The 20,173-nt window shown below is 71.0% G+C and carries 17 protein-coding genes and 3 pseudogenes; 9 read left to right on the top strand and 11 right to left on the bottom strand.

Going from position 1 to position 20,173, the window contains the following annotated elements; all coding sequences use genetic code 11:
* Nucleotide 1: 1 nt before the first annotated feature.
* The 5 genes and pseudogenes from AB0L40_RS03385 to AB0L40_RS03365 all read right to left on the bottom strand — a co-directional run bounded on the left by AB0L40_RS03385 (nt 2) and on the right by AB0L40_RS03365 (nt 6,545).
* Complete coding sequence (locus tag AB0L40_RS03385; RefSeq protein ID WP_364349156.1) at nt 2-1,234, bottom strand: LLM class flavin-dependent oxidoreductase; 1,233 nt, start codon at nt 1,232-1,234, stop codon at nt 2-4.
* Nucleotides 1,231-2,895: an ABC transporter ATP-binding protein gene (locus tag AB0L40_RS03380; protein ID WP_364349183.1), complete on the bottom strand. Its 1,665-nt coding sequence runs from the start codon at nt 2,893-2,895 to the stop codon at nt 1,231-1,233. Before AB0L40_RS03380 ends, AB0L40_RS03385 begins: the two co-directional genes overlap by 4 nt.
* 191 nt (nt 2,896-3,086) lie before the next feature.
* Nucleotides 3,087-3,728, bottom strand: a pseudogene (locus AB0L40_RS03375) (ABC transporter permease); the annotation flags it as partial.
* A 203-nt stretch (nt 3,729-3,931) separates the two neighbouring features.
* The gene (locus AB0L40_RS03370) at nt 3,932-4,876 is read right to left on the bottom strand and encodes an ABC transporter permease (protein ID WP_364349153.1); all 945 of its coding nucleotides are present in this window, start codon (nt 4,874-4,876) and stop codon (nt 3,932-3,934) included.
* Nucleotides 4,877-4,880: 4 nt separating this feature from the next.
* A complete protein-coding gene (locus tag AB0L40_RS03365; RefSeq protein WP_364349150.1) occupies nt 4,881-6,545 on the bottom strand; it encodes an ABC transporter substrate-binding protein in 1,665 nt (554 codons plus the stop codon).
* A gap of 151 nt (nt 6,546-6,696) precedes the next feature.
* Here AB0L40_RS03365 and AB0L40_RS03360 point away from each other — a divergent pair, with 151 nt between their 5' ends.
* Both AB0L40_RS03360 and AB0L40_RS03355 read left to right on the top strand, forming a co-directional pair.
* Nucleotides 6,697-6,912, top strand: coding sequence for an AbrB/MazE/SpoVT family DNA-binding domain-containing protein (locus AB0L40_RS03360; RefSeq protein WP_364349147.1), 216 nt, complete (start codon nt 6,697-6,699; stop codon nt 6,910-6,912).
* Nucleotides 6,903-7,304, top strand: a complete 402-nt coding sequence (locus AB0L40_RS03355) for a type II toxin-antitoxin system VapC family toxin (protein ID WP_364349144.1) — start codon at nt 6,903-6,905, stop codon at nt 7,302-7,304. The genes AB0L40_RS03360 and AB0L40_RS03355 overlap by 10 nt, the downstream gene beginning before the upstream one ends.
* Before the next feature lie 110 nt (nt 7,305-7,414).
* Here AB0L40_RS03355 and AB0L40_RS03350 read toward each other — a convergent pair whose 3' ends face one another.
* From AB0L40_RS03350 to AB0L40_RS03340, 3 genes are read right to left on the bottom strand one after another with little or no spacing between them, the layout of a single operon-like run.
* Nucleotides 7,415-8,269: a MetQ/NlpA family ABC transporter substrate-binding protein gene (locus tag AB0L40_RS03350; protein ID WP_364349141.1), complete on the bottom strand. Its 855-nt coding sequence runs from the start codon at nt 8,267-8,269 to the stop codon at nt 7,415-7,417.
* A gap of 20 nt (nt 8,270-8,289) precedes the next feature.
* Complete coding sequence (locus tag AB0L40_RS03345) at nt 8,290-8,970, bottom strand: methionine ABC transporter permease (protein ID WP_364349138.1); 681 nt, start codon at nt 8,968-8,970, stop codon at nt 8,290-8,292.
* The gene (locus tag AB0L40_RS03340) at nt 8,967-10,013 is read right to left on the bottom strand and encodes an ATP-binding cassette domain-containing protein (protein ID WP_364349135.1); all 1,047 of its coding nucleotides are present in this window, start codon (nt 10,011-10,013) and stop codon (nt 8,967-8,969) included. Before AB0L40_RS03340 ends, AB0L40_RS03345 begins: the two co-directional genes overlap by 4 nt.
* A 135-nt stretch (nt 10,014-10,148) precedes the next feature.
* Between AB0L40_RS03340 and AB0L40_RS03335 the strand changes: the two genes are divergently transcribed.
* The 6 genes from AB0L40_RS03335 (at nt 10,149) to AB0L40_RS03310 (ending at nt 16,365) form a co-directional block, all read left to right on the top strand.
* Nucleotides 10,149-10,715: a hypothetical protein gene (locus tag AB0L40_RS03335; protein ID WP_364349132.1), complete on the top strand. Its 567-nt coding sequence runs from the start codon at nt 10,149-10,151 to the stop codon at nt 10,713-10,715.
* Nucleotides 10,715-10,927, top strand: a complete 213-nt coding sequence (locus AB0L40_RS03330; protein ID WP_364349129.1) for a hypothetical protein — start codon at nt 10,715-10,717, stop codon at nt 10,925-10,927. Before AB0L40_RS03335 ends, AB0L40_RS03330 begins: the two co-directional genes overlap by 1 nt.
* Before the next feature lie 95 nt (nt 10,928-11,022).
* A complete protein-coding gene (locus AB0L40_RS03325; protein WP_364349127.1) occupies nt 11,023-11,295 on the top strand; it encodes a hypothetical protein in 273 nt (90 codons plus the stop codon).
* 300 nt (nt 11,296-11,595) lie between these two features.
* A complete protein-coding gene (locus tag AB0L40_RS03320; RefSeq protein WP_364349125.1) occupies nt 11,596-12,486 on the top strand; it encodes a hypothetical protein in 891 nt (296 codons plus the stop codon).
* 189 nt (nt 12,487-12,675) lie between these two features.
* Nucleotides 12,676-15,834: an integrin alpha gene (locus AB0L40_RS03315; RefSeq protein ID WP_364349123.1), complete on the top strand. Its 3,159-nt coding sequence runs from the start codon at nt 12,676-12,678 to the stop codon at nt 15,832-15,834.
* A 315-nt stretch (nt 15,835-16,149) separates the two neighbouring features.
* Nucleotides 16,150-16,365 carry a hypothetical protein gene (locus tag AB0L40_RS03310; RefSeq protein WP_364349121.1) on the top strand — a complete coding sequence of 72 codons (216 nt, stop codon included), beginning with the start codon at nt 16,150-16,152 and terminating at the stop codon, nt 16,363-16,365.
* A 549-nt stretch (nt 16,366-16,914) separates the two neighbouring features.
* On the opposite strand, the pseudogene AB0L40_RS03305 reads toward AB0L40_RS03310, so the two are convergent.
* The 3 genes and pseudogenes from AB0L40_RS03305 to AB0L40_RS03295 all read right to left on the bottom strand — a co-directional run bounded on the left by AB0L40_RS03305 (nt 16,915) and on the right by AB0L40_RS03295 (nt 19,470).
* Nucleotides 16,915-17,844, bottom strand: a pseudogene (locus AB0L40_RS03305) (IS1595 family transposase).
* Nucleotides 17,845-18,131: 287 nt separating this feature from the next.
* A pseudogene (locus AB0L40_RS03300) lies at nt 18,132-18,407 on the bottom strand (transposase); the annotation flags it as partial.
* Nucleotides 18,408-18,420: 13 nt separating this feature from the next.
* Nucleotides 18,421-19,470 carry an IS110 family transposase gene (locus tag AB0L40_RS03295; protein WP_364349119.1) on the bottom strand — a complete coding sequence of 350 codons (1,050 nt, stop codon included), beginning with the start codon at nt 19,468-19,470 and terminating at the stop codon, nt 18,421-18,423.
* A gap of 373 nt (nt 19,471-19,843) precedes the next feature.
* Between AB0L40_RS03295 and AB0L40_RS03290 the strand changes: the two genes are divergently transcribed.
* The gene (locus tag AB0L40_RS03290) at nt 19,844-19,951 is read left to right on the top strand and encodes a transposase (protein WP_364349116.1); all 108 of its coding nucleotides are present in this window, start codon (nt 19,844-19,846) and stop codon (nt 19,949-19,951) included.
* Nucleotides 19,952-20,173 lie beyond the last annotated feature (222 nt).

Here is a 20,173-nt window from a genome sequence, read left to right as displayed (position 1 = left end):
CCTACCGTGGTACGTGGGCGCCGGTGGCCCACGAGCCCCGTGGCCCGGGCGCGCCCGCGGCGGACCGCGCCGCGCTGATCAGCCGGCGGCGCAGCTCGCGGTCCTGCGGGGTCTCCTGCGCGGTCGTGAGCTGCACGACGTCGACGCCGATCTCGTGCAGTGCCGCGACGGCGCGGGCGGCGGTCTCCGGCGACCCGATCGTGGCGCTCGCGACCGACGCCCGGGCCCGCGCGCGGACGTCCGTGGCGGACGGCGGCGGGGCCCCGTCGGGCGCGACGCGGCGGATCCAGTCGAGGTCGAGGACGCGGTGGTGCAGCTCCCCGGCCCGGGCGACGATCGCCGCGGCGCGGGCGTGGGCGCGCTCGTCGTCGTCGGCGAGCACGAACCGCGCGTTGGCCCAGATGCGGATCGTCCGCCCGTGCGCCGCGGCGGCGGCGCGGACCCGATCGATCTGCGCGCGCGTGCGCTCCGGGTCCTGGACCGCGATCCCGTAGACGTCGGCGTAGCGGGCGGCCAACGCGATCCCGGCGTCGGAGGAGCCGGCGAAGGAGATCTCGGGGCGGGCGGGGGTCGGGACGACGGACGGCGGGGCCACCGCGCCGTCGTCGGCCGGGCTCCACGGGTCCACGGGTCCTCGCGGGACGGCCGGGGCGTCCCACGGCGGACCGGGGTGGGAACCTCCGACGGCCGGCACGTCGTACGGCGCCGGCCGGACTCCCGACCAGGCGTCGCGCACCGGGAAGTGCGGGCCGATCCCGTCGAACGGCGCGTCGGAGGTGAGCGTGCGCTCGAAGACGTCGAGGAACTCCGCGGCGCGCTCGTAGCGCCCGGCCTTGTCGAGGACGTCGCCGTCGCGGCGGACGTCGTCGTCGGCGGAGCCGAGGATCAGGTGCACGCCGGCGCGGCCGCCGGAGAGCCGGTCGAGGCTCTGCAGGGTGCGGGCCGCGACGGTCGGCGCGGTCGTCCCGATCCGGTGCGCTGCGACCACGCGCAGCCGCGTCGTCCGCGCGAGCGCCCAGCCGGCGACGGCCCACGGGTCCGGCCACGAGCTCGACTGCGTCACCAGCGCGCTGTCGAGCCCGTCCTCCTGGTTGCGCGTCGCCTCGCGGGTGACGTGGACGGGGTCGGCGTCGCGGTCGCGCGGGTCGGGGACGAAGCGCAGGGCCTCGCGCTCCTCCGCGTCGCGGCCGAGGACGGGGGCGGCGCGCACGCCGCCACGCAGCTCGAGGGTCATCGGCGGGCTCCGGTGGTGGGTTCTTCCGTCGGTACGGGCGCGATCTCCGCCTCGTCCTCGTCCCCCGGCAGTCGCGGCGTGGCCGCCAGCAGTGCCCGGGTGTAGGGGTGCTGCGGCGCGGTGAAGATCGCCTCGACGGGGCCGTGCTCGACGATCAGCCCGTCGCGGACGACGGCCACGCGGTCGCAGACCTCGCGGACGACGGCGAGGTCGTGCGAGACCAGCAGGACGGCGAGCGAGCGGGCGCGCTGGACGGTGGTCAGCAGCGCGAGGATGCGGGCCTGCGCGCGGACGTCGAGGGCCGAGACCGGCTCGTCGCAGACGAGGACCGCCGGGTCGCCGGCCAGGGCCCGGGCGATCGCGACGCGCTGGCGCTGGCCGCCCGACAGCTCGGCGGGCCGGCGGTCCAGGTGCTCGGCGCCGAGGCCGACCTCCGCGAGGAGCCGGGCGAGCTCCTCGTCGTGGTCGCGCCGCCGGAGCCGCACCCCGCCTCGGCTCTCGTTGAGGACCTGCCGGACGGTGTGCCGCGGGTCCAGGGCCGCGAGTGGGTCCTGGGGGACGAGCCCGAAGGTCCGCCGCTGGTCCCGGCGGCGGCGATCGGTCAGCGCGCTCCACGGGCCGCCGCGCAGCTCCACGGTCCCGTCGTCGGGCTGGAGCACCCCGAGGACGACGCGCGCGAGCGTGCTCTTGCCCGACCCCGACTCGCCGACGATCCCGAGCGTCTCGCCGGCGTCGAGGTCGACGCTCACGCCGGCGAGCGCGTCGCGCGTCCGGCCGCCGCGCTCGCGGTAGCGCTTCGTGACGCCCGAGACGCGGACGAGGGGGACGCCCACGGACGCGCTGGGGGAGGTCGTGTCCGTCCCGCCCCCGGCGGTTCCGCGTTCGGCGGCCGCACCGCGCGCCGTCGCCCGCCGCCCGCGCGGCACCGCTTCCAGCAGCGCCCGCGTGACCGCGTGCTCCGGCGCGCGCAGCACCCGGTCGGCGGGCCCGTGCTCGACGATCCGGCCGTCGTCCATGACGGCGATCCGGTCGGCGATGCGGGCGACGACGGCGAGGTCGTGGCTGACGAGCAGCAACCCACGGCCCTCGGACTTCAGCCGCTCCAGCAGGTCGAGGATCTGGCGCTGGACGGTGACGTCCAGGGCGGTCGTCGGCTCGTCCGCGATCAGCAGCGGCGGGTCGGCGATCAGCGCGGTGGCGATCAGCGCGCGCTGCCGCAGGCCGCCGGAGAGCTCGTGCGGGTGCTGGTCGACGCGGCGCTCGGGGTCCGGGATGCCGACGGCGGCGAGCTGCTCCAGGACGCGGCGGTCGGTGCTCGCGCGGTCCAGGCGGGTGTGCACGCGCAGGGGCTCGGCGACCTCGGCGCCGACGGTCCGCAGGGGGTCGAGCGACGACAGCGCGTCCTGCAGGACGAGCCCGACCTCGCGGCCGCGCACGTCCCGCCACGCGCGCTCGTCGAGCGCCGCGGCGTCGTGGCCGGCGACGAGCAGCCGCTCCGCGGTCACCGTCGCGGTCGGCCCGGCGAGCCCGAGCAGCGCCCTCGCCGTCGCGCTCTTCCCGGACCCGGACGCGCCGACGAGCGCCAGGCACTCGCCGCGCCGCAGGTCGAGGTCGAGGCCGTGGACGACCTCGGTCGCGGCCCGGCCGTGGCCGAAGGCGATCCGCAGGTCGCGGACGTCGAGGAGCGGGGCGTCGGCGCCGATCGCCGCGGGCCCTCCGTCGGCGGCCGGGGACGCGCCGGCCGCCCGGCCACCGTCGCGGGGGTCGAGGACGCGGGCGCTCCTCCGGTCCGTCGCCCGCGCGACGCGTCGCCGCGCGCGCACGCCGTCCGCCCCCGCATCGCGCGGCCGAGGACGCTGCAGCACAGGACGACCGCCGCGACGGCGAGGCCCGGGAAGAGCACGAGCCACGGCGCGTCCTGCATGAAGTCCTGGCCGTCGACGAGCATGCTGCCCCACTCCGGGGACGGCGGCCCGGGGCCGAAGCCGAGGTAGCTCAGGCCCGCGCCGGTGACGACGGCGCCGCCGGTCGAGATCGCGGCCAGCACGCGGACGGGGCCGAGCGCGTTGGGCAGCACGTGGCGCAGGACGATCCACGTCCGGCCGCGGCCGAGAACGCGCGCGGCCTCGACGAACTCCGTCCCGCGGACGACGAGCACCTGCGCGCGCACCAGCCGCGCGTAGTTCGGCACGCTGGCGATCCCGATCGCCACGGCGACGTTCGCCGGCCCGGTGCCGAGGACGACGATCGCGATCAGGGCGAGGAGCAGCTCCGGCAGCGCGAAGAGCACGTCGACCAGGCGCATCAGGACGCCGTCGAGGAGCTTGGGTCCGAAGCCCGCGACCGCGCCGACGAGCGCGCCGGCCACGAGGCCGATCGCGGTCGCCGACAGCCCGATCGTCAGCGAGGTGCGGGCGCCGTGGACGACGCGCGCGAAGACGTCGCGGCCGAGTCGGTCGGTGCCGAACGGGTGCGCGCCGCTCGGCCCGGTCATCGCGTGCGCGACGTCGGTGTCGTTCGGCGCGCGGCCGGTCAGGAGCCCCGGCCACACCGCGGCGAGGACGAGCAACGCGAGCACGGCGCCGGCGACCCACACCGCCGGGCTGCCGCGCAGGCGGCGGCCCGGCGGGGAGAGCGCGACCGAGGCCGCGATGCCGCTGGGTGCGCCGGCCAGGGCGACGCGGGACGGGCGACGGATCATGCGGACCTCGGGGTGCGCAGGCGCGGGTCGATGCGCAGGTAGAGCAGGTCGACCACGACATTGACGACGACGAAGACGCCGGCCACCAGCAGGACGACGGCGGAGACCACCGGCAGGTCGCGGGACGTGACCGCGGACAGCAGGACGCGCCCCAGGCCCGGCCGCGCGAAGACCGTCTCGATCAGGACCGCGCCGCCGAAGAGGCTGCCGACCATCCAGCCGACGAGCGTCGCCAGCGACGCGAGCGCGTGGCGCAGCGCGTGCCGGGCGACGAGCGCGGTCGGACCGACGCCGCGCGCCCGGACGCTGATCGCGAACGGCTGGCGCAGCGCCTCGTCCAGGCCCTCGCGGAGGACCTGGCTGAGGATCCCCGTCAGCGGGATCGACAGCACCGCCGCGGGCAGGAGCAGCCCGGACAGCCCGGTCGCGCCGGCGCCCGGGAGCAGGTGCCACTTGAACGACAGGTACGTGAGCGCGATCAGGCCGATCCAGAAGGCGGGGACGGAGACCGCGACGAGCTCGGCGCCGGACGCGGCGGAGCGCACCCGCCGGCCGCGGCCCGTGGTCAGGACCGCGACGACGACGGACACGACCACCGCGATCAGGGTGGCCGCGCCGGCGAGCTGCGCGGTCGGCCAGATCTGGCCCGACAGCGCCTGCGTCACGGGCGTGTTGAGCTGGTAGGAGCGGCCGAGGTCGCCCGTCACCAGCCGCCCGAGCCAGTGCAGGTACTGCACGAGCACGGGCTGGTCGAAGCCGTACTCGTGGATCACCTGCGCCCGGACGGCGGGCGTGGCGAGGGAGTTCGTCCCGAGGACGCCGGCGACCTGGTCGCCCTGCACGAGCTGCAGGGCGATGAACGTCAGGGTCGCCGCGCCCCACATGACGCCGAGGCCGGCGAGCAGGCGGAGCAGGACGGCGCGGGCGGTCCCGGGACGCACGGCCCTACTTCGCGACGTCGTAGAAGAGCGGCCAGCCGTTGGCGTCGAAGGTCAGGCCCGAGACCTTCGACGCGACGGCGATCTGGCGCTTCTGGACGGCGGTCGGGAGCGCGACGCCCTCCTGGATCAGCCGCTGCTGGACCGTCGCGTAGGCGGCCTTGCGCTTCGCGACGTCGGTGGTCGCTCCGCCCGCGTGCAGCGCCGCGTCGACCTGCGGGTCGTCGAGGCGCGCGGCGTTGTTGCCGCCGTCGTCGAAGAGCTGCGTCGAGTCGAAGAGGACCCGCAGCAGGTCGGGGTCGCCGCCGCCCCAGGCGAAGCCGATCAGGCCGTACTTGCCGGCGTTGCGGACGGGCTCGTAGGCGGCGGAGTCCAGCGGCACGAGCTTGAGCTCGAGGCCGACCTTCTTGAGGTCCGCCTGCAGCGCCTGGTCCAGGGCGGCACGGTCCTCGGACGTGTACTCGGGCACGAACAGCAGGCGCGTCGACAGCCGCTGGCCGTCCTTGGTGCGGTAGCCGTCGCCGTCCCGGCCCGTCCAGCCGGCCTCGTCGAGGAGTGTGTTCGCGGCGGCCGGGTCGTAGCCCCAGGTGCCCTTCAGCGCGGGGTCGTAGCCGAGCGTCGAGGGGCTCAGCACGCTCCACGACCGCGCGTAGGCTCCGAAGTAGACGGCCTTGACGGCCGCCTCGCCGTCGAACGCCTGCTGCACCGCGAGCCGCAGCCGCCGGTCCCGGAAGAGGTCGTTCGTCGTGTTGAGGTACCACGTGTAGCCGACCCCGGGCGTGTCGGTGGAGACGACCTTGAGGGCCGCGTCGCGCTGCACCTTCGGCAGCTGGTTGGGCGGGACGGCGTCGGCGGCGTCGACCTGCGACCCGACGACGCTGCCGACGCGCACGGTCGGGTCGGGGATGAACCGGAACGTCAGCCGGTCGAGGTACGCGGGGCCGGTGTGCGTAGCGGTGCCCGGCGCCGAGGTGTACTTCGGGTTGCGGACGAGCACGGCCTGCTGGCCGCGCGTGTAGGACTGCAGGAGGAACGGGCCGGTGCCGACCTGATCAGGCCCGCCGGCGCAGAGCCGCGAGCCGTGCTCCTCGATCGACTTCGGCGAGTGGAACCCGAGGTACGTCGTCGACGCGTTGCGCAGGAACGTCGCGAACGGCGTCTTGAAGCGGACGCGCACCGTGTGGTCGTCGACGACGGTGGAGTCGCGGTACGGGCCGAGCAGCGAGATCGCGTACTTCGACTTCGTCCTCGGGTCCGCGATCCGGTCGAGGTTCGCCTTCACGGCGGCGGCGTCGAACGGGGTCCCGTCGCTGAACTGGACGCCGTCGCGGAGGTCGAACGTGTACGTCCGCGCGTCCGGCGAGACGGTCCACTTCGTCGCCAGCCACGGCTTGAACGACCCGTCCTTGGCCTGCGAGACGAGCGACTCGTAGACGTTGCGCATGATCACGCCGGAGACGTCGGACTGCGACACCTGCGTGTCGAAGCACTCCGGCTCCTTCTCGGTCGCGAAGACGAGCGAGCCGCCGCTGCGTGGTGTGCCGGTCGCCTGCGCGGCGTTCGTCGACGTGGCGTCGTCGTCGCTGCCGCAGGCGGCCAGGGCGCAGGCCGCGGCGAGGGTCAGGACGAGGGGTGATGCGCGGCGGACGCGGCGCAGGGCGAAGGAGGGCATGGCGATCCAGGCTTCCGCCTGCGCCCGCCGCCAACAAGACGCGGAGTCATGCTGGTACCCGCGGTCATAGGCTGGCGCGGAGCTCCCGGACGGGTGGACGTGCGTCTGTTCACCACTGGACCCCTTTACGTGATCGCGGTACGGTAAAGGCATGAGTGTCATCTCGAGCAAGCACCAACTCACGCTGCCCGTCGATGTCATGCGCGCGGCCGGATTCGCTCCCGGGGACGACGTCCAGGTCGTCTCGCCCGCTCCGGGGCGGATCGAGATCGTGCAGACCGACGCCCTCATCGCCAAGTACGCCGGGAGCATGCCCGGGGTCTACGGCGAGAACTACCTGCGGGAGCTGCGCGGCGAATGGGAGTAGTCGTCTTCGACTCCGACGTCCTGATCGGGTTCATGAACCCCGACGACGTCCACCACGCCGACGCCGTCACCTGGATGCGCGAGGCCACCCGGCCGCAGACCGAGCGCTGGATCAGCGCCGTCAACTACTCCGAGCTCCTGATCGCGCCGCTGCGTGACGGCAAGCAGGAGCACGTCAAGGCGATGCTGACCAACCTCTCGATCACGACCGCGACGGTCGACATGGCGCTGGCCGAACGGGCTGCCGCAGTGCGCGCTCGCACGAACCTCAAGCTCCCCGACGCCTACGCTCTGGCGACCGCGATCCATCTGGAGCATCGAGGCCGGGCGGACGTGCGTCTTGCGACCTTCGACAAGAAGGTCCGCAAGGCCTACGACGACCTGCACCCGTGAGGGAGCAGGTCCGAAGGCGACGCACCACGACGACGGTGAACTCCTCGGCCAGCGCCGGGACGATCAGGGGCGGACCCTCGCCCTCACCGGGACGAGGGGACCCCCGCGGATCAGAACGAGGGGATCACGGACCCCTGGTACTGGTCCTCGATGAACGTCTTGACCTCGGGCGAGTGCAGGAGCTGCTCGAGCTTGACGACGCGCGGGTCGGTCTCGTTCTGCTTCTTGACGACGACGAGGTTCGCGTTGGGGTTGCCGGCGGCGTCCTCGAGCACGAGCGCGTCCTTGGCGGGCGTGAGCTTCGCCTCGATCGCGTAGTTGCCGTTGATCACCGACAGGTCGGTGTCGTCGAGCGTGCGCGGCAGGTTGGCCGGCGCGATCGTCGTGAACTTCAGCTTCTTCGGGTTGGACTCGATGTCGCGCGGCGTGGCGTTGTCCGGCGCGTCGGTCTTCAGCGTGATCAGCTTGGCCTGCTGCAGGAGCTTCAGGCCACGTGCCTCGTTGGCGGGGTCGTTGGACAGCGTCACCGACGCGCCCTCCTTGACGTCCGCGATGTTCTTGATCCTCTTCGAGTAGATGCCGAGCGGCTCGAGGTGGACCGGCTTCAGCGCGACGAGGTCGGAGTAGTCCGGGTTGTCCTTCTTCTGGGCGTCCAGGTACGGGACGGTCTGGAAGTAGTTGGCGTCCAGCTGGCCCTCCTGGAGGGCGACGTTGGGCTGGATGTAGTCGTCGTAGGTCTTGATGTCGAGCTTCAGGCCGGCCTTCGGGGCCAGGGTCTTCTCGATGTACTCGAGGATCTCGGCGTGCGGGACCGGGCTGGCGCCGACCTTCAACGGCTTCGACGCGTTGTCGGACGAGCCGCTGGACGACGAGCCCTGGTCGTCGTCGCTGCCGCAGGCCGTCAGCCCGAGGCCGAGGACGACGGCGGCGATGAGCGCGAGGAACGCGCGCAGGCGTACGGACATGTGGGACCTCTCTCTGGAATTCATCGGTGCGAGATGCGGCGGACCAGGAGGTCGCCGACGATCTGGAAGAGCTGGACGATCACCACGAGCAGGACGACGGTCGCGAGCATCACGTTGCCGTCGTAGCGGTTGTAGCCGTAGTCGATCGCGAGGGCGCCGAGGCCGCCGCCGCCGACGGTGCCGGCCATCGCGGAGAAGCCGACGATCGCGACGAGGGTGATCGTGAGGCCGCCGACGAGGCCGGGCGCGGCCTCGGGCAGGACGACCTTGCGGACGGTCTGGGTGCGGCTGGCGCCGGCGGCGCGCGCCATCTCCACGAGGCCGCGCGGGACCTCGCGCAGGGCCTGCTCGACGACGCGGGCGTAGAACGGGGTGAGGCCGACGACGAGCGGGACGATCACGGCCTTCGTCCCCAGCGACGTACCGACCACCAGGCGCGTGAACGGGATGATCGCGGCGAGCAGCACGATGAACGGCACCGAGCGGCCGATGCCGACGATCAGTCCGAGGACCGCGTTGACCGGCGGCAGTGGCCGCAGGCCGTCGCGGCCCGTGGTGTGGAGCAGGACGCCGAGCAGCAGGCCGAGCACGCCGGTGATCGCGGTCGAGATCACGACCATCGACAGCGTCTGGCCGAGCGCGGGGCGCACGAGCTCCCAGATCTCGTTCCACGGCGTGGCCTCGGCGAGGGGGAGGCTCATGCGGCGTCCTCGGTCGGGGCCGCGACGAGGTCGGCGACCGCCGCGGGCGGCGCCACGGCGTCGCCCGCGGCCAGACGGGCCGCGTGCAGCCCCCGGTCGCGGAGCCGCGCCGCGAGGTCGACCGCGGGATCGTCGAGCGCGACGGTCACGTGGCCCGACGGCCGGCCGTCGACGGCCTCGACGCTCGCCCCGAGCAGCGCGACCCGGGCGCCGAGCTCGCGCTCCAACCCGCCGAGCCAGCCGGGGTCCACGTCGCCGTCGGTGTAGGTGACGCGCCACGCCTGGCCGCCCGCGGGCGCGTCGGCGACCGGGCGGGCCGGGACGAGCCCGCGGCCGAGCGCGGAGCCCGGGTCCTTGACGAGCGCCGCGACGTCGCCGTGCTCCACGATCCGGCCATCGCGCAGCAGCGCGACCTGGTCGCAGACGTCGCGCACGACCTCCATCTCGTGCGTGATCAGCAGGATCGTCAGCCCGAGGTCGTCGCGCAGGCCGCGCAGCAGCGCGAGGATCGAGCGCGTCGTGTCGGGGTCCAGGCCGGACGTCGCCTCGTCGGAGAGCAGGACGTCGGGGCGCAGCGCGAGCGCGCGGGCGATCCCGACGCGCTGGCGCTGGCCGCCCGAGAGCTGGGCCGGGTACGCGCGGGCGTGGTCCTCGAGCCCGACGCGGGCGACGAGCTCCGCGACCCGCTCGCGCCGCTCGGCGCGCGGGACCCCGGCGATCTCGAGCGGCAGGGCGACGTTGCCCGCGACCGTCCGCGACGACAGCAGGTTCGCCGCCTGGAAGATCGTCCCGATCCGGCGGCGCGCGGCCTGGAGCCCGCGGTCGCCGAGCGCCGTGAGCTCCTGGTCGCCGACGGTCACCGTGCCGGACGTCGGGCGGTCCAGCAGGTTGACGCAGCGCGCGAGCGTGCTCTTCCCCGCGCCGCTCGGTCCGATCACGCCCGCGATCCGGCCCGTGGCGACGTGCAGCGTGACGTCGTCGAGCACGACGTGGTCGTGGCCGTCGCGCCGGAACGACTTGGTGAGAGCGTCGACCTGGATCATCCTCGAGGAAAATTACCGTAATGCCGATCCGGATTTGATTCCGAGCCGCCGGAGGGGTAGGTTCAGGGCCGATCCGCCTCCGTCCCGCGCCGTCGTGCGGGGCGGTCGCGCCCCGACCGTCCGGAGACCGCCGCGATGCCCAGCCCCGCCCCCAACCCCGCCGCGACCGCACCGGGCGCACCGCCGCGCGTCGCGGACGTCGACCTGACGGCGCTCCGGTCGGCGGTCGCCCGGGCGCGCGCCGACCCGTTCGCCGGCGACCCGCTGCCGGCCCCCGCCCGCCGGGCCCGCAAGCTGGCCCGCGACATCCATGACGGCCAGCTGGACCGCCACGGCCGGCCGCTGCTCGAGCACGTCGAGCGCGTCGCGGCGAGCGTCCCCCCGAGCGCCCGGACCGTCGCGTTCGTCCACGACGTCTGCGAGCGGTCGGGCGTGTGGCCGGGCGAGGTCGCGGAGCGGCTCGACCTCGACGGCGACGAGCGCGAGGCGCTGGTGCTGCTGACCAAGCGCGGCCGCGAGCCGCTGCTCCGGCACGTCCGCCGGGTCGTCCGGGCCGCGCCCGACCCCGCCCGCGAGCTCGCGCTCGTCGTGCTGCAGGCGGACATCGAGGACCACGCCGCCCACGCGACCGACGGTGACCGCCCGTACGCCACGGCGCTCGCGGTGCTCGCCGAGGCGACCGCGCCGCTCCGGGACCGCTGATGGCGCGCCGGGCAGGGGCCGACGGGCCGGGCGACGGGGACGGCGAGGAGCGCTGTCCGCCGCCGCAGGACGGCGCGACCGTGACGCCGCTGCGCGCGTCCGCCGACGCCGCGCCGCCGCCCCAGGACCCCGCCGCTCCGGCGTGGCCGCCGCTGGTCCGCGTCCCGGGCGGTGACCGCGCCGCGCTGCTGCGGCGGATGGTCGGGGGTTGAGGGGCGGGGGGCGTCGCCTGCCGCCTTGCGTCTTGGCGTGTCCTGGTCTACCGGTCAGGTGCGATCGAGGGCTCGGTCTCCGGGGTCTACCGAGCATGAACCGCCACACCGCCAAGAGCCTCGACCTCCCCACGTCGATCGTCGTCCTCGTCAACGGCCAGGTCGCCGCGAGCTGCACCGTCGACCGCGTGTTCCTCGCGGCCGCGGTCGAGGGACTGCCGTCCTCACACCCGCGCCGGGACTTCGCCGAGGCCAAGTGCCTGGTCGCCGGCGCGATCCTCCGCGGCGACGTCGAGGGCGCGTACGACGACGAGGAGGCCGACGAGGCCGCACGACTGCTCGTCGCCTCCCGCATGCCCCGCCAGTGAGAGACGGCGATCGGGTCCTGGAACGTGGCGCGTTGACGATGCCAACGGATGTTGCATGGCGCAGGTGGGTTACCCGAGCGTAAGGTCGCCGGACGTTCGGCGCTCGTGTCGATCGTCTCCCGTCCCCCTCCAGATCCCCCTGAAACGAGGCGCCGCGTGCGTCGAGTTCGAACGATCCTTGCCGGTGTCTCCGTCGGCGTCCTGGCCACCGGTGGTGGCATCGCCGTCTCCCAGGCGGCACCCTCCCCGCACCCGGCGCGGGTGCCCAGTGCGGTTGCTGCCCCGGCGGGCGACCAGCACGTGCTGGAGACCTTCGGCCGAACGTTGTCGGAGGCAGCGGGCAAGCGCCCGCGCGCGAAGCGCCCCGACCGTAGCGCGGCGCGGTTGAAGGTGACCGCCACGAAGCATCGCGGCCGGGTGTCGGCGGCGACGGTGCGCGCCAACGTCAAGGACAGCGCCCCGGATCTCACGCTGGCCGGGAAGATCGTCCCGCCCGCGGACCAGGTGCGCGGGGTGCTCTCCGACCGCGCCGTCCAGGTCAAGGGTCCGGGCGGGAAGGGCACGCAGGTGATGCTGTCGAGCATGCCGCTGGCCACCGCGACCGCGCCGACCGCCGGCAAGCCGGTGAGCTACCGGCTCGCGGACCTCGACTGGAAGACGGCCGGGGACCGGTACACGATCTCCCGCCCGGTGCAGGCCGTGTCGCTGCCCAAGACCGCCGGCGGTGTCGCGCGGCTGGGAAACGGCGTGGCGTTCCGGCTCGCTGACCCGGGCAGCGACGCTCCGGGCACGGTGTCGGGCGAGACGGTGACGTACCCGAACATCGCGACAGATACGGATCTGGTCACTCGGGCGCTCCCGACCGGGGTGGGGTATGCCTGGTCGTTGCGGTCCCCGCGCAGCAAGCAAGAGCTGCGCGTCGGGATCTCCGTCCCCGCCGGACGGCAGCTCCGGAAGGACGACCAGGGTGGCGTGAGCGTCACCGGGGACAAGGACGATCCAGCGACGACGATCACGCCAGCGATCGCGATCGATGCCGATGGCCAGCGCGTCCCGGTCAGCACGCGAGTCGAGGACGATGCGATCGTCTACGACGTCGATCACGCCGAGGGCACCGTTGCGTACCCCGTAACCCTAGACCCGCTTCTTTATTCGCAGACGTTCACGGCGGGGCAGGTGGCCGATGGGTGATTCGCGCAGAACACGCCGAACACGACGCTGCCGTTTACGTACATCTACCCTACCGGTCCGCAGCCGGCGTCGCAGCTCTCGATCTACGCCCCGCCAGGCTCCTACCCGCTCGGCGCGACCGCCGCGTGGGGACGGTTCGCGCCCGGCAACCCGGCCGTCGGTGTTCCGCAGAACGGGTCGGGTCGCCTCTTGTCCGGCGAGCACGGGTACTGGACGAGGTTCGTCGCTGGGAACGTCGTCTACGGTGTCGTTCCGACCCAGTGGTACCACGGGTACAACTATCCGATCGGCACGGTCGGGTTCGGCGACCAGAACGGCCACACGACGACGAGCACGACCCTGACGTCGGGCACCAACGGCGCGACCGTCGACCTCTCCGCCGGCGCCAGCCACCTGACCGACGGCACGATCGGGTTCGGGCTCACCAACCCCGCCAACGCGGCGTTCGCGACCTACGACCACCCCGCCGGCGCAATCTCGATCGGTTGGTACCTAGGATACGCATCCGACGACGTCGCGCCGCAGCCCACTGTGGCCGGAAACGACGGCTGGCTCACGTCCAACTCGACCGTCGCTGCGCGAGCAACCGACAACGGCATGGGCGTCCGTTTCCTTTCGCTTCAAAAGGCTGATGGCACGACGCTCGGTACGGGTGTTGAGCTGCCGTGCCCCGCGGTCGGCCTGCAGATCTGTCCCTTCGATACTGGCACGAAGAACCTGCCCGTTTCCGGCGCACCAGAGGGGATCTCGACGCAGTACGTAGCGGCTACCGACGCCGCGGGCAGTGGCAACGCATCTGGCGGGACCACGAAGCGGATTCCCTTCCAGTTGAAGTTCGACAGCACCCCGCCTGCGCATCGTCTTTCGGGAACGCTCTACGGCCGTGTGGGATCGGTTGCCACCGAAGCGACCTATGCCCTCACCATCCAAGCGGCGGATACCGGCTCAGGTGTAGCTTCAACCCAGGTTCTAGTGGACGGTGTGGTGGTCGATCAGGCCAGTGCGCCGCCGTGCACGGCCCCACAAGGTGGATGCTCGTTCGATCGAACGTGGACTCTGCAGCAGGCCCAGTTTCCTCCCGGAATGCATCGCATCACCGTTCTTAGCACCGACCGCGTGGGCCTTCAGGACGAGACGAACTTCGCCGTCAAGCTCGATCCCCGCGGATCACCTCTGCCGCCAGCAGTACGACCCATCTCAGAGGCATCTGCGATCCGATTCGACGGCGCAGTCGCAGGTGACGAAGCAGGGAAAAGCGTCGCCAAGATCGGAGATGTCAACGATGATGCAATCCCGGACTATGCAATCTCAGCTCCCTACGCATCGAACAACGGACGTCAGCGATCGGGCACCGTGTACATCGTCTATGGAGCGGCTGGTGCTAGTGGCTCCATAGACTTGGGCGCTCTACCCGCAGATCGGGGATATCGCATCGACGGAGCCACCGCGGAAGACTTCGCGGGTTGGGACGTCTCTGCAGCGGGGGACGTGAACGGCGACGAGATTCCTGACGTTGTCGTCGGCGCGCCCGGCGCCGACGGTACGGTCAGGACACCGATCTCCAACGGCGCGGCATTCGTCATCTTCGGACGGCCTCCGGGACAGAATTCCCGAATCGATTTGGCCGCCCTTGAAAACCAAGGTTTCAAGATCTCGGGCCCTACGCGCTTGGGCCTCCCAGGTGCTGCGACATCGGTTGACACGTTCGGATCTTCAGTAGCCGGGCTCGACCCGTCGCTGGTCGGAGAGTCGACCAGCGATGTCAACGATGACGGTCTCGACGACATCGTCGTTGGTGCCGGAGATCAGGCGACCGGAGGCGCGCCGGAGGCGGGAGCTGCGTTCGTCATTTACGGTCGCGCGTCTGCGGCCGCGGTCGATGCGACGAACCTGGGGACCGACGGTTTCAAGATCACCGGCGTCGGATCCGGAGATCACGCAGGAGCGTCCGTCGCGCTAGCCGGCGATGTCGACAACGACGGGGCGATGGATATCGCAGTGACGGCACCCGGACACAACGCCCCCAGCGTATCGGCCGGCGGCGCCGTCTACATCGTCAGCGGTGGATCAGGCGATGTCACTCTTGATGCGCCCGCCGTACTGAGCGTTACCGGCGCAGACGGGCAGGGCCTGAGTGACGTTTCGAGCATGGGTGACGTCGATGGCGACGGCACAAACGATCTAGCCATTGGAGGCAATGGGGCGTTCCTCGTTCATACCTATGGGCTCAGCGGCTCTGTCTCCACAGTAGCGCCGCAGGTTCAGCGCCTTGCTCCTTCAAGCGACTCCGGCCCTATGAAGGTGAGTCGCATCGCAGATGCCAACGGCGACCTGATTGATGACTGGCTCGTAGGTTCCAGTAACCCTACGACCGGCACGGGTAGGGCATGGTTGGTATACAGCGATCCGGCTCCGGTGCCGCGCGTGCTTGACAACTTCGGTGGCGAGCGTGGCATTCGCTTCGATGGTCCGACCGGCGACGCATTCGGCGCTGCTGTGGCCGGTGTGGACGGCGGAACGGCGGCGTCGAGTTCTGACTCGTTGGTTGGGTCACCCCAAGCCAACCCCCGGGGACGAGCGGGTGCTGGAGCGGCCTATGTCATCCAAGGCGCCCCGCAGACGCACTGTTACGACCACGCACCACCTACCTTCGTGGAGGACGATACGAGTTTCATCTGCAGCGACTTCGACGAGACACAGATTCCCGGCCCCGAGCCCATCGAAGATCCCGATGATGGGCCTGCGACCGCATCGGCTCGGGCCTCCGACCCGCGCCCCAGCAAGTCTCGAGATGTTCAGTGCAAGGAGGTCTCGGACTTCAAGTGCCACTTCGTGGGAGAGCAATACTACGGCTACTATAAGAATGGTTTTGCGGAGACGGTCGGCTTGGTGAAGGCGTCTGCTGATGTGTTCCTGAAGGGGCCGAATACGGTGAGCTCGAAAGTGGCGCTTGCGTGGGCTCAGGATGAGAGCGGACCCAACCCGTTTATCCGACAGGATCTCAGGATCACCTCCAGGATGGACCGGATTGACGTCGCGGATATCGAAACTGGCGCATCTGAAGTTGCATTCCTCGCACCTCGATACAACACTGATCGTGTGCGATACCCGATCAAGAAGGAATACGCCGTTTCGGGACGGTACTACCCGATTGATACCGAGACGGAGAGAGGGCACTATATTCGTTTTGATATCCGTTGGTACGCGCTTGGCTATCCAAATGTGGTGACCCGCGATCATATTAAGGCGACTATTGATAACGGTCGATTCAGGATTCCCGAGGGCAAATCCGTAAACTCACCGCGGTTCAATTGCTCCACATCTGAAGATCAGTGTCGCTGGAGGTGAGACTCGTTCCTCGGTTGGGTTATCGCAGCTGCCTGCTGATCGTGGGTTTGGGGGTTGCAGGCTTGGCCCTGGCAATCGAAGCAGTGCAGAGACTTCACGAACGGCGTGTCGGGACGTTTCCTGCCTACATCGGGGGTGACGGCACCGTAACGGTTCTGGGCCGACCCGCATGGCCTTGGCTCTTGTTCGGGGCGTCGGCAGTTCTGATTGTTGTTGCGGTTGGAGTTTTTACTTTTGTTTCGTTCAGGGGGCGACGGACAAGTGGCTGATGATGTTGAGCGGGTGGGGTCTCGGCTGACCCCTTCGGAGCTCGTAGTGGAACTTGCTGGAAGGTTGGAGAAGCCGGTCCACCGCCGCTACGACGATGACCTGACGGAGTTTCTCGCTTGTTCGCTCGAGGCACTCGGCGTGACGCCCATGACGTCGGAGCCGGAGGGGTCCTTCTGGCTAGATCGGCTCGACGGGCTTGGTGACTCAATTCTTCGAGCGGTCAAGACCGACGACGGGTGGGACGTTCACGAGGGCGTTTGATTGCGGCCGTAGCTTTGGCTGTGCGCCGGGGGCGAGAGGGCAGAAGAATCATGCTCCTGGCTGGCGAGCTGACCGCGTCACGCGTAGGTGGACGTGGTCATGGGTGGATCCAGGGGCAGTGTGATACGGCCCGGTTTCAGTGATCGAGGTCGCCGCCGCTCGCGAAGGAGATCCGGCGACAGGTTCGGGCGCAGCGCGCTCTGGGGCGTTCGGCGTCCACATCAGTGCAGCTGCGTTCCGCCGATCGATGACCTCGTCGACGTCGACGAGGACCGCCCTCGTGCGCGAACCGGTGATCTTGCGAGCGATAGCACCCGTGGTCGCCGAGCGCGTCGTCAGTTCCTGCCGGAGGGGGTCCGTCCGCCTTGCGAGCGATAATGCCTATAGGGGCTATCCATGTGAGTGCAGTGGATCGTTGCCCGATGCGGGCTACGGTGCCTGGCGCCACGGCCGGCCGATCGGCAGTGCGGTGAGGGATCTGGGCAACGAGCGCTTGCCTGGCGGTGTGATCTTGCGGTCGGTCGGGTGCGGGTTGGCGACGATGGCGGCTTAGGTCGTCGGAGCGGTGTCGACCGCGCGTTCGAGCAGACGGAGGAAGAGCAGGCCGCGGTGCCGGGCGGTACGCCGGTTGAACCGGAAGACGAACTCGTCGAGATAGGCCTGCAGGTGGTCGGGCTCGGCGGCACCCTGGTGGGTGCCTTCCAGCCACCGCTTGGACAGGCTGAAGAGCCGGTGGACGCCGGGGAGCAGTTCGTGGGCGTGCTGACCGGAGCTGCTGATGTTGATCGGCTCGTGCTCGATGCCCTTGCCGGACACGGCGCTGGGGTAGCTGACCCAGCCGTCGGTGATGATGGTGCTGCCTGCGGCGACGTTCTCGGTGACGAACGCCCCGAGGGCTGCGGTGGTGGCCGCGGGGATGATCGACAATCGCGCGCGGCCGGAGCCTCGCCGGCCGTCCGGACGATGTTCGATCGCGCCGGCGACCAGCACCTTGCCGGTGGCCCCTCGTCCACGAGGGCCGGGCTTGTCCTTGCCGCCGTAGAACGCCTCGTCGATCTCGACCTGCCCGGAGAGCTTGTCGCGCCCCGGGGCGGTCATCGCCGAGCGGTAGCGGTGCAGCATCGCCCAGGCCGTCTGGTAGCTGCCCAGGCCAAGGACCCGTTGAACGTTCAGGGCGCTGGTGCCGGCCTTGGACGTCGTCATCAGCCAGGCGACCTCGAACCAGACCGTCATCGGCGTCCTGGTGCGATGAAAGATCGTTCCGGCGGTCACGCTGACCCGACGGCGACACCTGCCACACGAACGGCGTCCGTCCGGCAGGCGTCATGCCTGCTCGCTCTCGCAGTGCGGGCAGGTGAACCCGCGCGGCCAACGCAGCCAGTCCAGGTAGTCCAGGCACGCCTCGTCGTCCGGGAACCACGACCGCAGCGCCGTCAGGCTCCCCGGATAGTGCACGCCCTCGACCGGCCGATCCAGCATCGCTTCACGCTACTGCACTCACATGGATAGCCCCTTCGGGGAGATCGCCGGTGGGGACAGAGGATCCGCCACGATCAACCCTTCAGGTCGATAGACGATCCGTATGAGACCCGCGTTGACGAACCCGCCGGATCGCGCTCAGGAGCTCGACGTTCTCTCGCTCGAGCTCTGCAACTGCTTTCGCTCATCGGTCGTCAACCGCGCCGGGCTGCCGCCCGGCGCGGCCGCATCGGGCTGCCGACTCCACCGACACCGGGTCAGATCAAAGTCTCTGTCGGAGATTGCTCCTATGTCAAGGCGGGGATGGGTGTGCTGGCCTTCAGCGCGTTGTAGATGACGCGGGCGAGCTGGCGCTTGAGCGCGCGGATGGCGTCCTTTCTGCTGTTTCTGTTGGCCTGGCGGCGGGCGAGGTATTCGCGTGCTGGCGGGTGGATTCGGCCCTGTGTGACGGCGATGCGGTGGATCGCGCAGTTCAGTTGCCGGTTGCCACCGCGATCGAGCCGGTGGCGGTCGGTTCGTCCTGACGAGGCTGGGACGGGTGCGACGCCGGACATGCGGGCGAACGCGGCGTCGCTCCTATGTCAAGGCGGGGATGGGTGTGCTGGCCTTCAGCGCGTTGTAGATGACGCGGGCGAGCTGGCGCTTGAGCGCGCGGATGGCGTCCTTTCTGCTGTTTCCGTTGGCCTGGCGGCGGGCGAGGTATTCGCGTGCTGGCGGGTGGATTCGGCCCTGTGTGACGGCGATGCGGTGGATCGCGCAGTTCAGTTGCCGGTTGCCACCGCGATCGAGCCGGTGGCGGTCGGTTCGTCCTGACGAGGCTGGGACGGGTGCGACGCCGGACATGCGGGCGAACGCGGCGTCGCTCTTGAGCCGGTGGACGTTGGCGGTCTCGCCGATCAGTCGGGCGGCGGTGACGGGTCCGATGCCGACGACGTCGAGCAGACCGGGCGCGTAGTCGGCGACGAGCACGGCGATCTCGCGCTCAAGCTCGTGGACGCGTCGGGTGTGCGCTCGGATCTGGTTGAGCAGGTCGCGGCAGATCCGGACGTCGGCGGCCTGCTCGGTCCGGGCGAGCTTGCGGGCGAGGAGATCGAGCCACTTGATGCGGTCCAGGCCACCGGTGGGGACCTGCAGGTCGGGCCAGCGGTCGTGCAGGAACCAACGAAGCTTGTTCTGGGCGCGGGTGCGCTGCTTGACCAGCGACTGGCGATGATCGACGAGGAGCCGCATCTCGCGGGACGCCTCGTCGAGGATCGCTACGGGCAGGTTCTCGATGCCCTCGGCGAGGGCGACCCTTGCGACGGCGGTGGCGTCGATGGTGTCGCTCTTGCCGCGCTCGCGGGCGGTCTTGCGGCCTCCGGCGGTGAGGTACGCCGAGACGCGGACGGCGCGCTCTCCGTGGGCCAAGAGGAACCGTTCGAGGCTGCCGGAGACGTGGTGGCAGTCCTCGATCGCCCACACCCTGGGTTCGTCGTCCGGGGCGTGCTGGCGGGTCCAGAGCAGCAACTTCTCGAACCCGTCGTTGCGGGCCGGCCTGGTGGCGGTTGCCAGGAGCTCGCCGGTCTCGCGCCGGACGATGGCGCAGGTGTGGGTGTCCTTGTGCGTGTCGGTCCCGATCACGATCATGTTCTGGTCTCCTCCGTTTGAGCAGGGGGACACGACCGTCCGGCGGACACGGCTTGGTGGGTGCGGTGCAACGCTCCTATGAAGTCACGCCGGGCGGTCATGCGGCCGGCGACGATCGAGCGACACAACATCCGAAGGTCGCTCCTCGACACGGGGCGCGACACCAGGCTCACGAGTCAGCTCGAACGTCGTCGGCTTGCACCCTTCCCGAACCGCCTCTCGGGCGCGAGCCGGGCGGTGCACCGAGCCTCGCCCTACGGGCTTGCCTCGGTGCACCGCCCGGCATCCGTCACGCGAAAGATCGATCCAGACCGGGCACACCCCGACCCTGACACCAACCTGGCTCAGGGAGATCGGTCACCTGACCCGATTGATGACCGCCGGGCACCTCGCCGCCTACGCCGACCTCGCGCCCGTGACTCGCCGATCCGGCTCATCGGTCCGCGGCCTGAGCCGCTCCAGACGCGGCAACCACAGGTGAGCTGTGGCTCTCCGCGGTCTGCTCGCCGCACCACCCGCGCTCCAGGCCCTACCACGACCGCAAACGGGCGGGCGGAGGGCAAGCGCCACAACGCAGCGATCATGTGCATCGCGTGCCTCCGCTGCGACCTGCGTCGCAAGACGCTCGACCGCATCGAGGGGGCCGCTCCGCCGGCCCGGCCCCGCCCCCCTCACCCAGGCCACCTGACCGAGATCCCTCGAC

Source organism: Patulibacter sp. NPDC049589 (assembly GCF_040675535.1).
GTDB lineage: Bacteria > Actinomycetota > Thermoleophilia > Solirubrobacterales > Solirubrobacteraceae > Patulibacter.
This window is presented reverse-complemented; position numbering and strand designations above follow the sequence as displayed.

What these genes read in the sequence shown, in the direction of transcription:
- AB0L40_RS03345 (WP_364349138.1), bottom strand. Translation starts at nt 8,970, where the DNA reads ATGAGCCTCCCCCTCGCCGAGGCCACGCCGTGGAACGAGATCTGGGAG.
- AB0L40_RS03290 (WP_364349116.1), top strand. Translation starts at nt 19,844, where the DNA reads ATGACCGCCGGGCACCTCGCCGCCTACGCCGACCTCGCGCCCGTGACT.
- AB0L40_RS03335 (WP_364349132.1), top strand. Translation starts at nt 10,149, where the DNA reads ATGCCCAGCCCCGCCCCCAACCCCGCCGCGACCGCACCGGGCGCACCG.
- AB0L40_RS03385 (WP_364349156.1), bottom strand. Translation starts at nt 1,234, where the DNA reads ATGACCCTCGAGCTGCGTGGCGGCGTGCGCGCCGCCCCCGTCCTCGGC.
- AB0L40_RS03350 (WP_364349141.1), bottom strand. Translation starts at nt 8,269, where the DNA reads ATGTCCGTACGCCTGCGCGCGTTCCTCGCGCTCATCGCCGCCGTCGTC.
- AB0L40_RS03360 (WP_364349147.1), top strand. Translation starts at nt 6,697, where the DNA reads ATGAGTGTCATCTCGAGCAAGCACCAACTCACGCTGCCCGTCGATGTC.
- AB0L40_RS03365 (WP_364349150.1), bottom strand. Translation starts at nt 6,545, where the DNA reads ATGCCCTCCTTCGCCCTGCGCCGCGTCCGCCGCGCATCACCCCTCGTC.
- AB0L40_RS03340 (WP_364349135.1), bottom strand. Translation starts at nt 10,013, where the DNA reads ATGATCCAGGTCGACGCTCTCACCAAGTCGTTCCGGCGCGACGGCCAC.
- AB0L40_RS03330 (WP_364349129.1), top strand. Translation starts at nt 10,715, where the DNA reads ATGGCGCGCCGGGCAGGGGCCGACGGGCCGGGCGACGGGGACGGCGAG.
- AB0L40_RS03325 (WP_364349127.1), top strand. Translation starts at nt 11,023, where the DNA reads ATGAACCGCCACACCGCCAAGAGCCTCGACCTCCCCACGTCGATCGTC.
- AB0L40_RS03355 (WP_364349144.1), top strand. Translation starts at nt 6,903, where the DNA reads ATGGGAGTAGTCGTCTTCGACTCCGACGTCCTGATCGGGTTCATGAAC.
- AB0L40_RS03295 (WP_364349119.1), bottom strand. Translation starts at nt 19,470, where the DNA reads ATGATCGTGATCGGGACCGACACGCACAAGGACACCCACACCTGCGCC.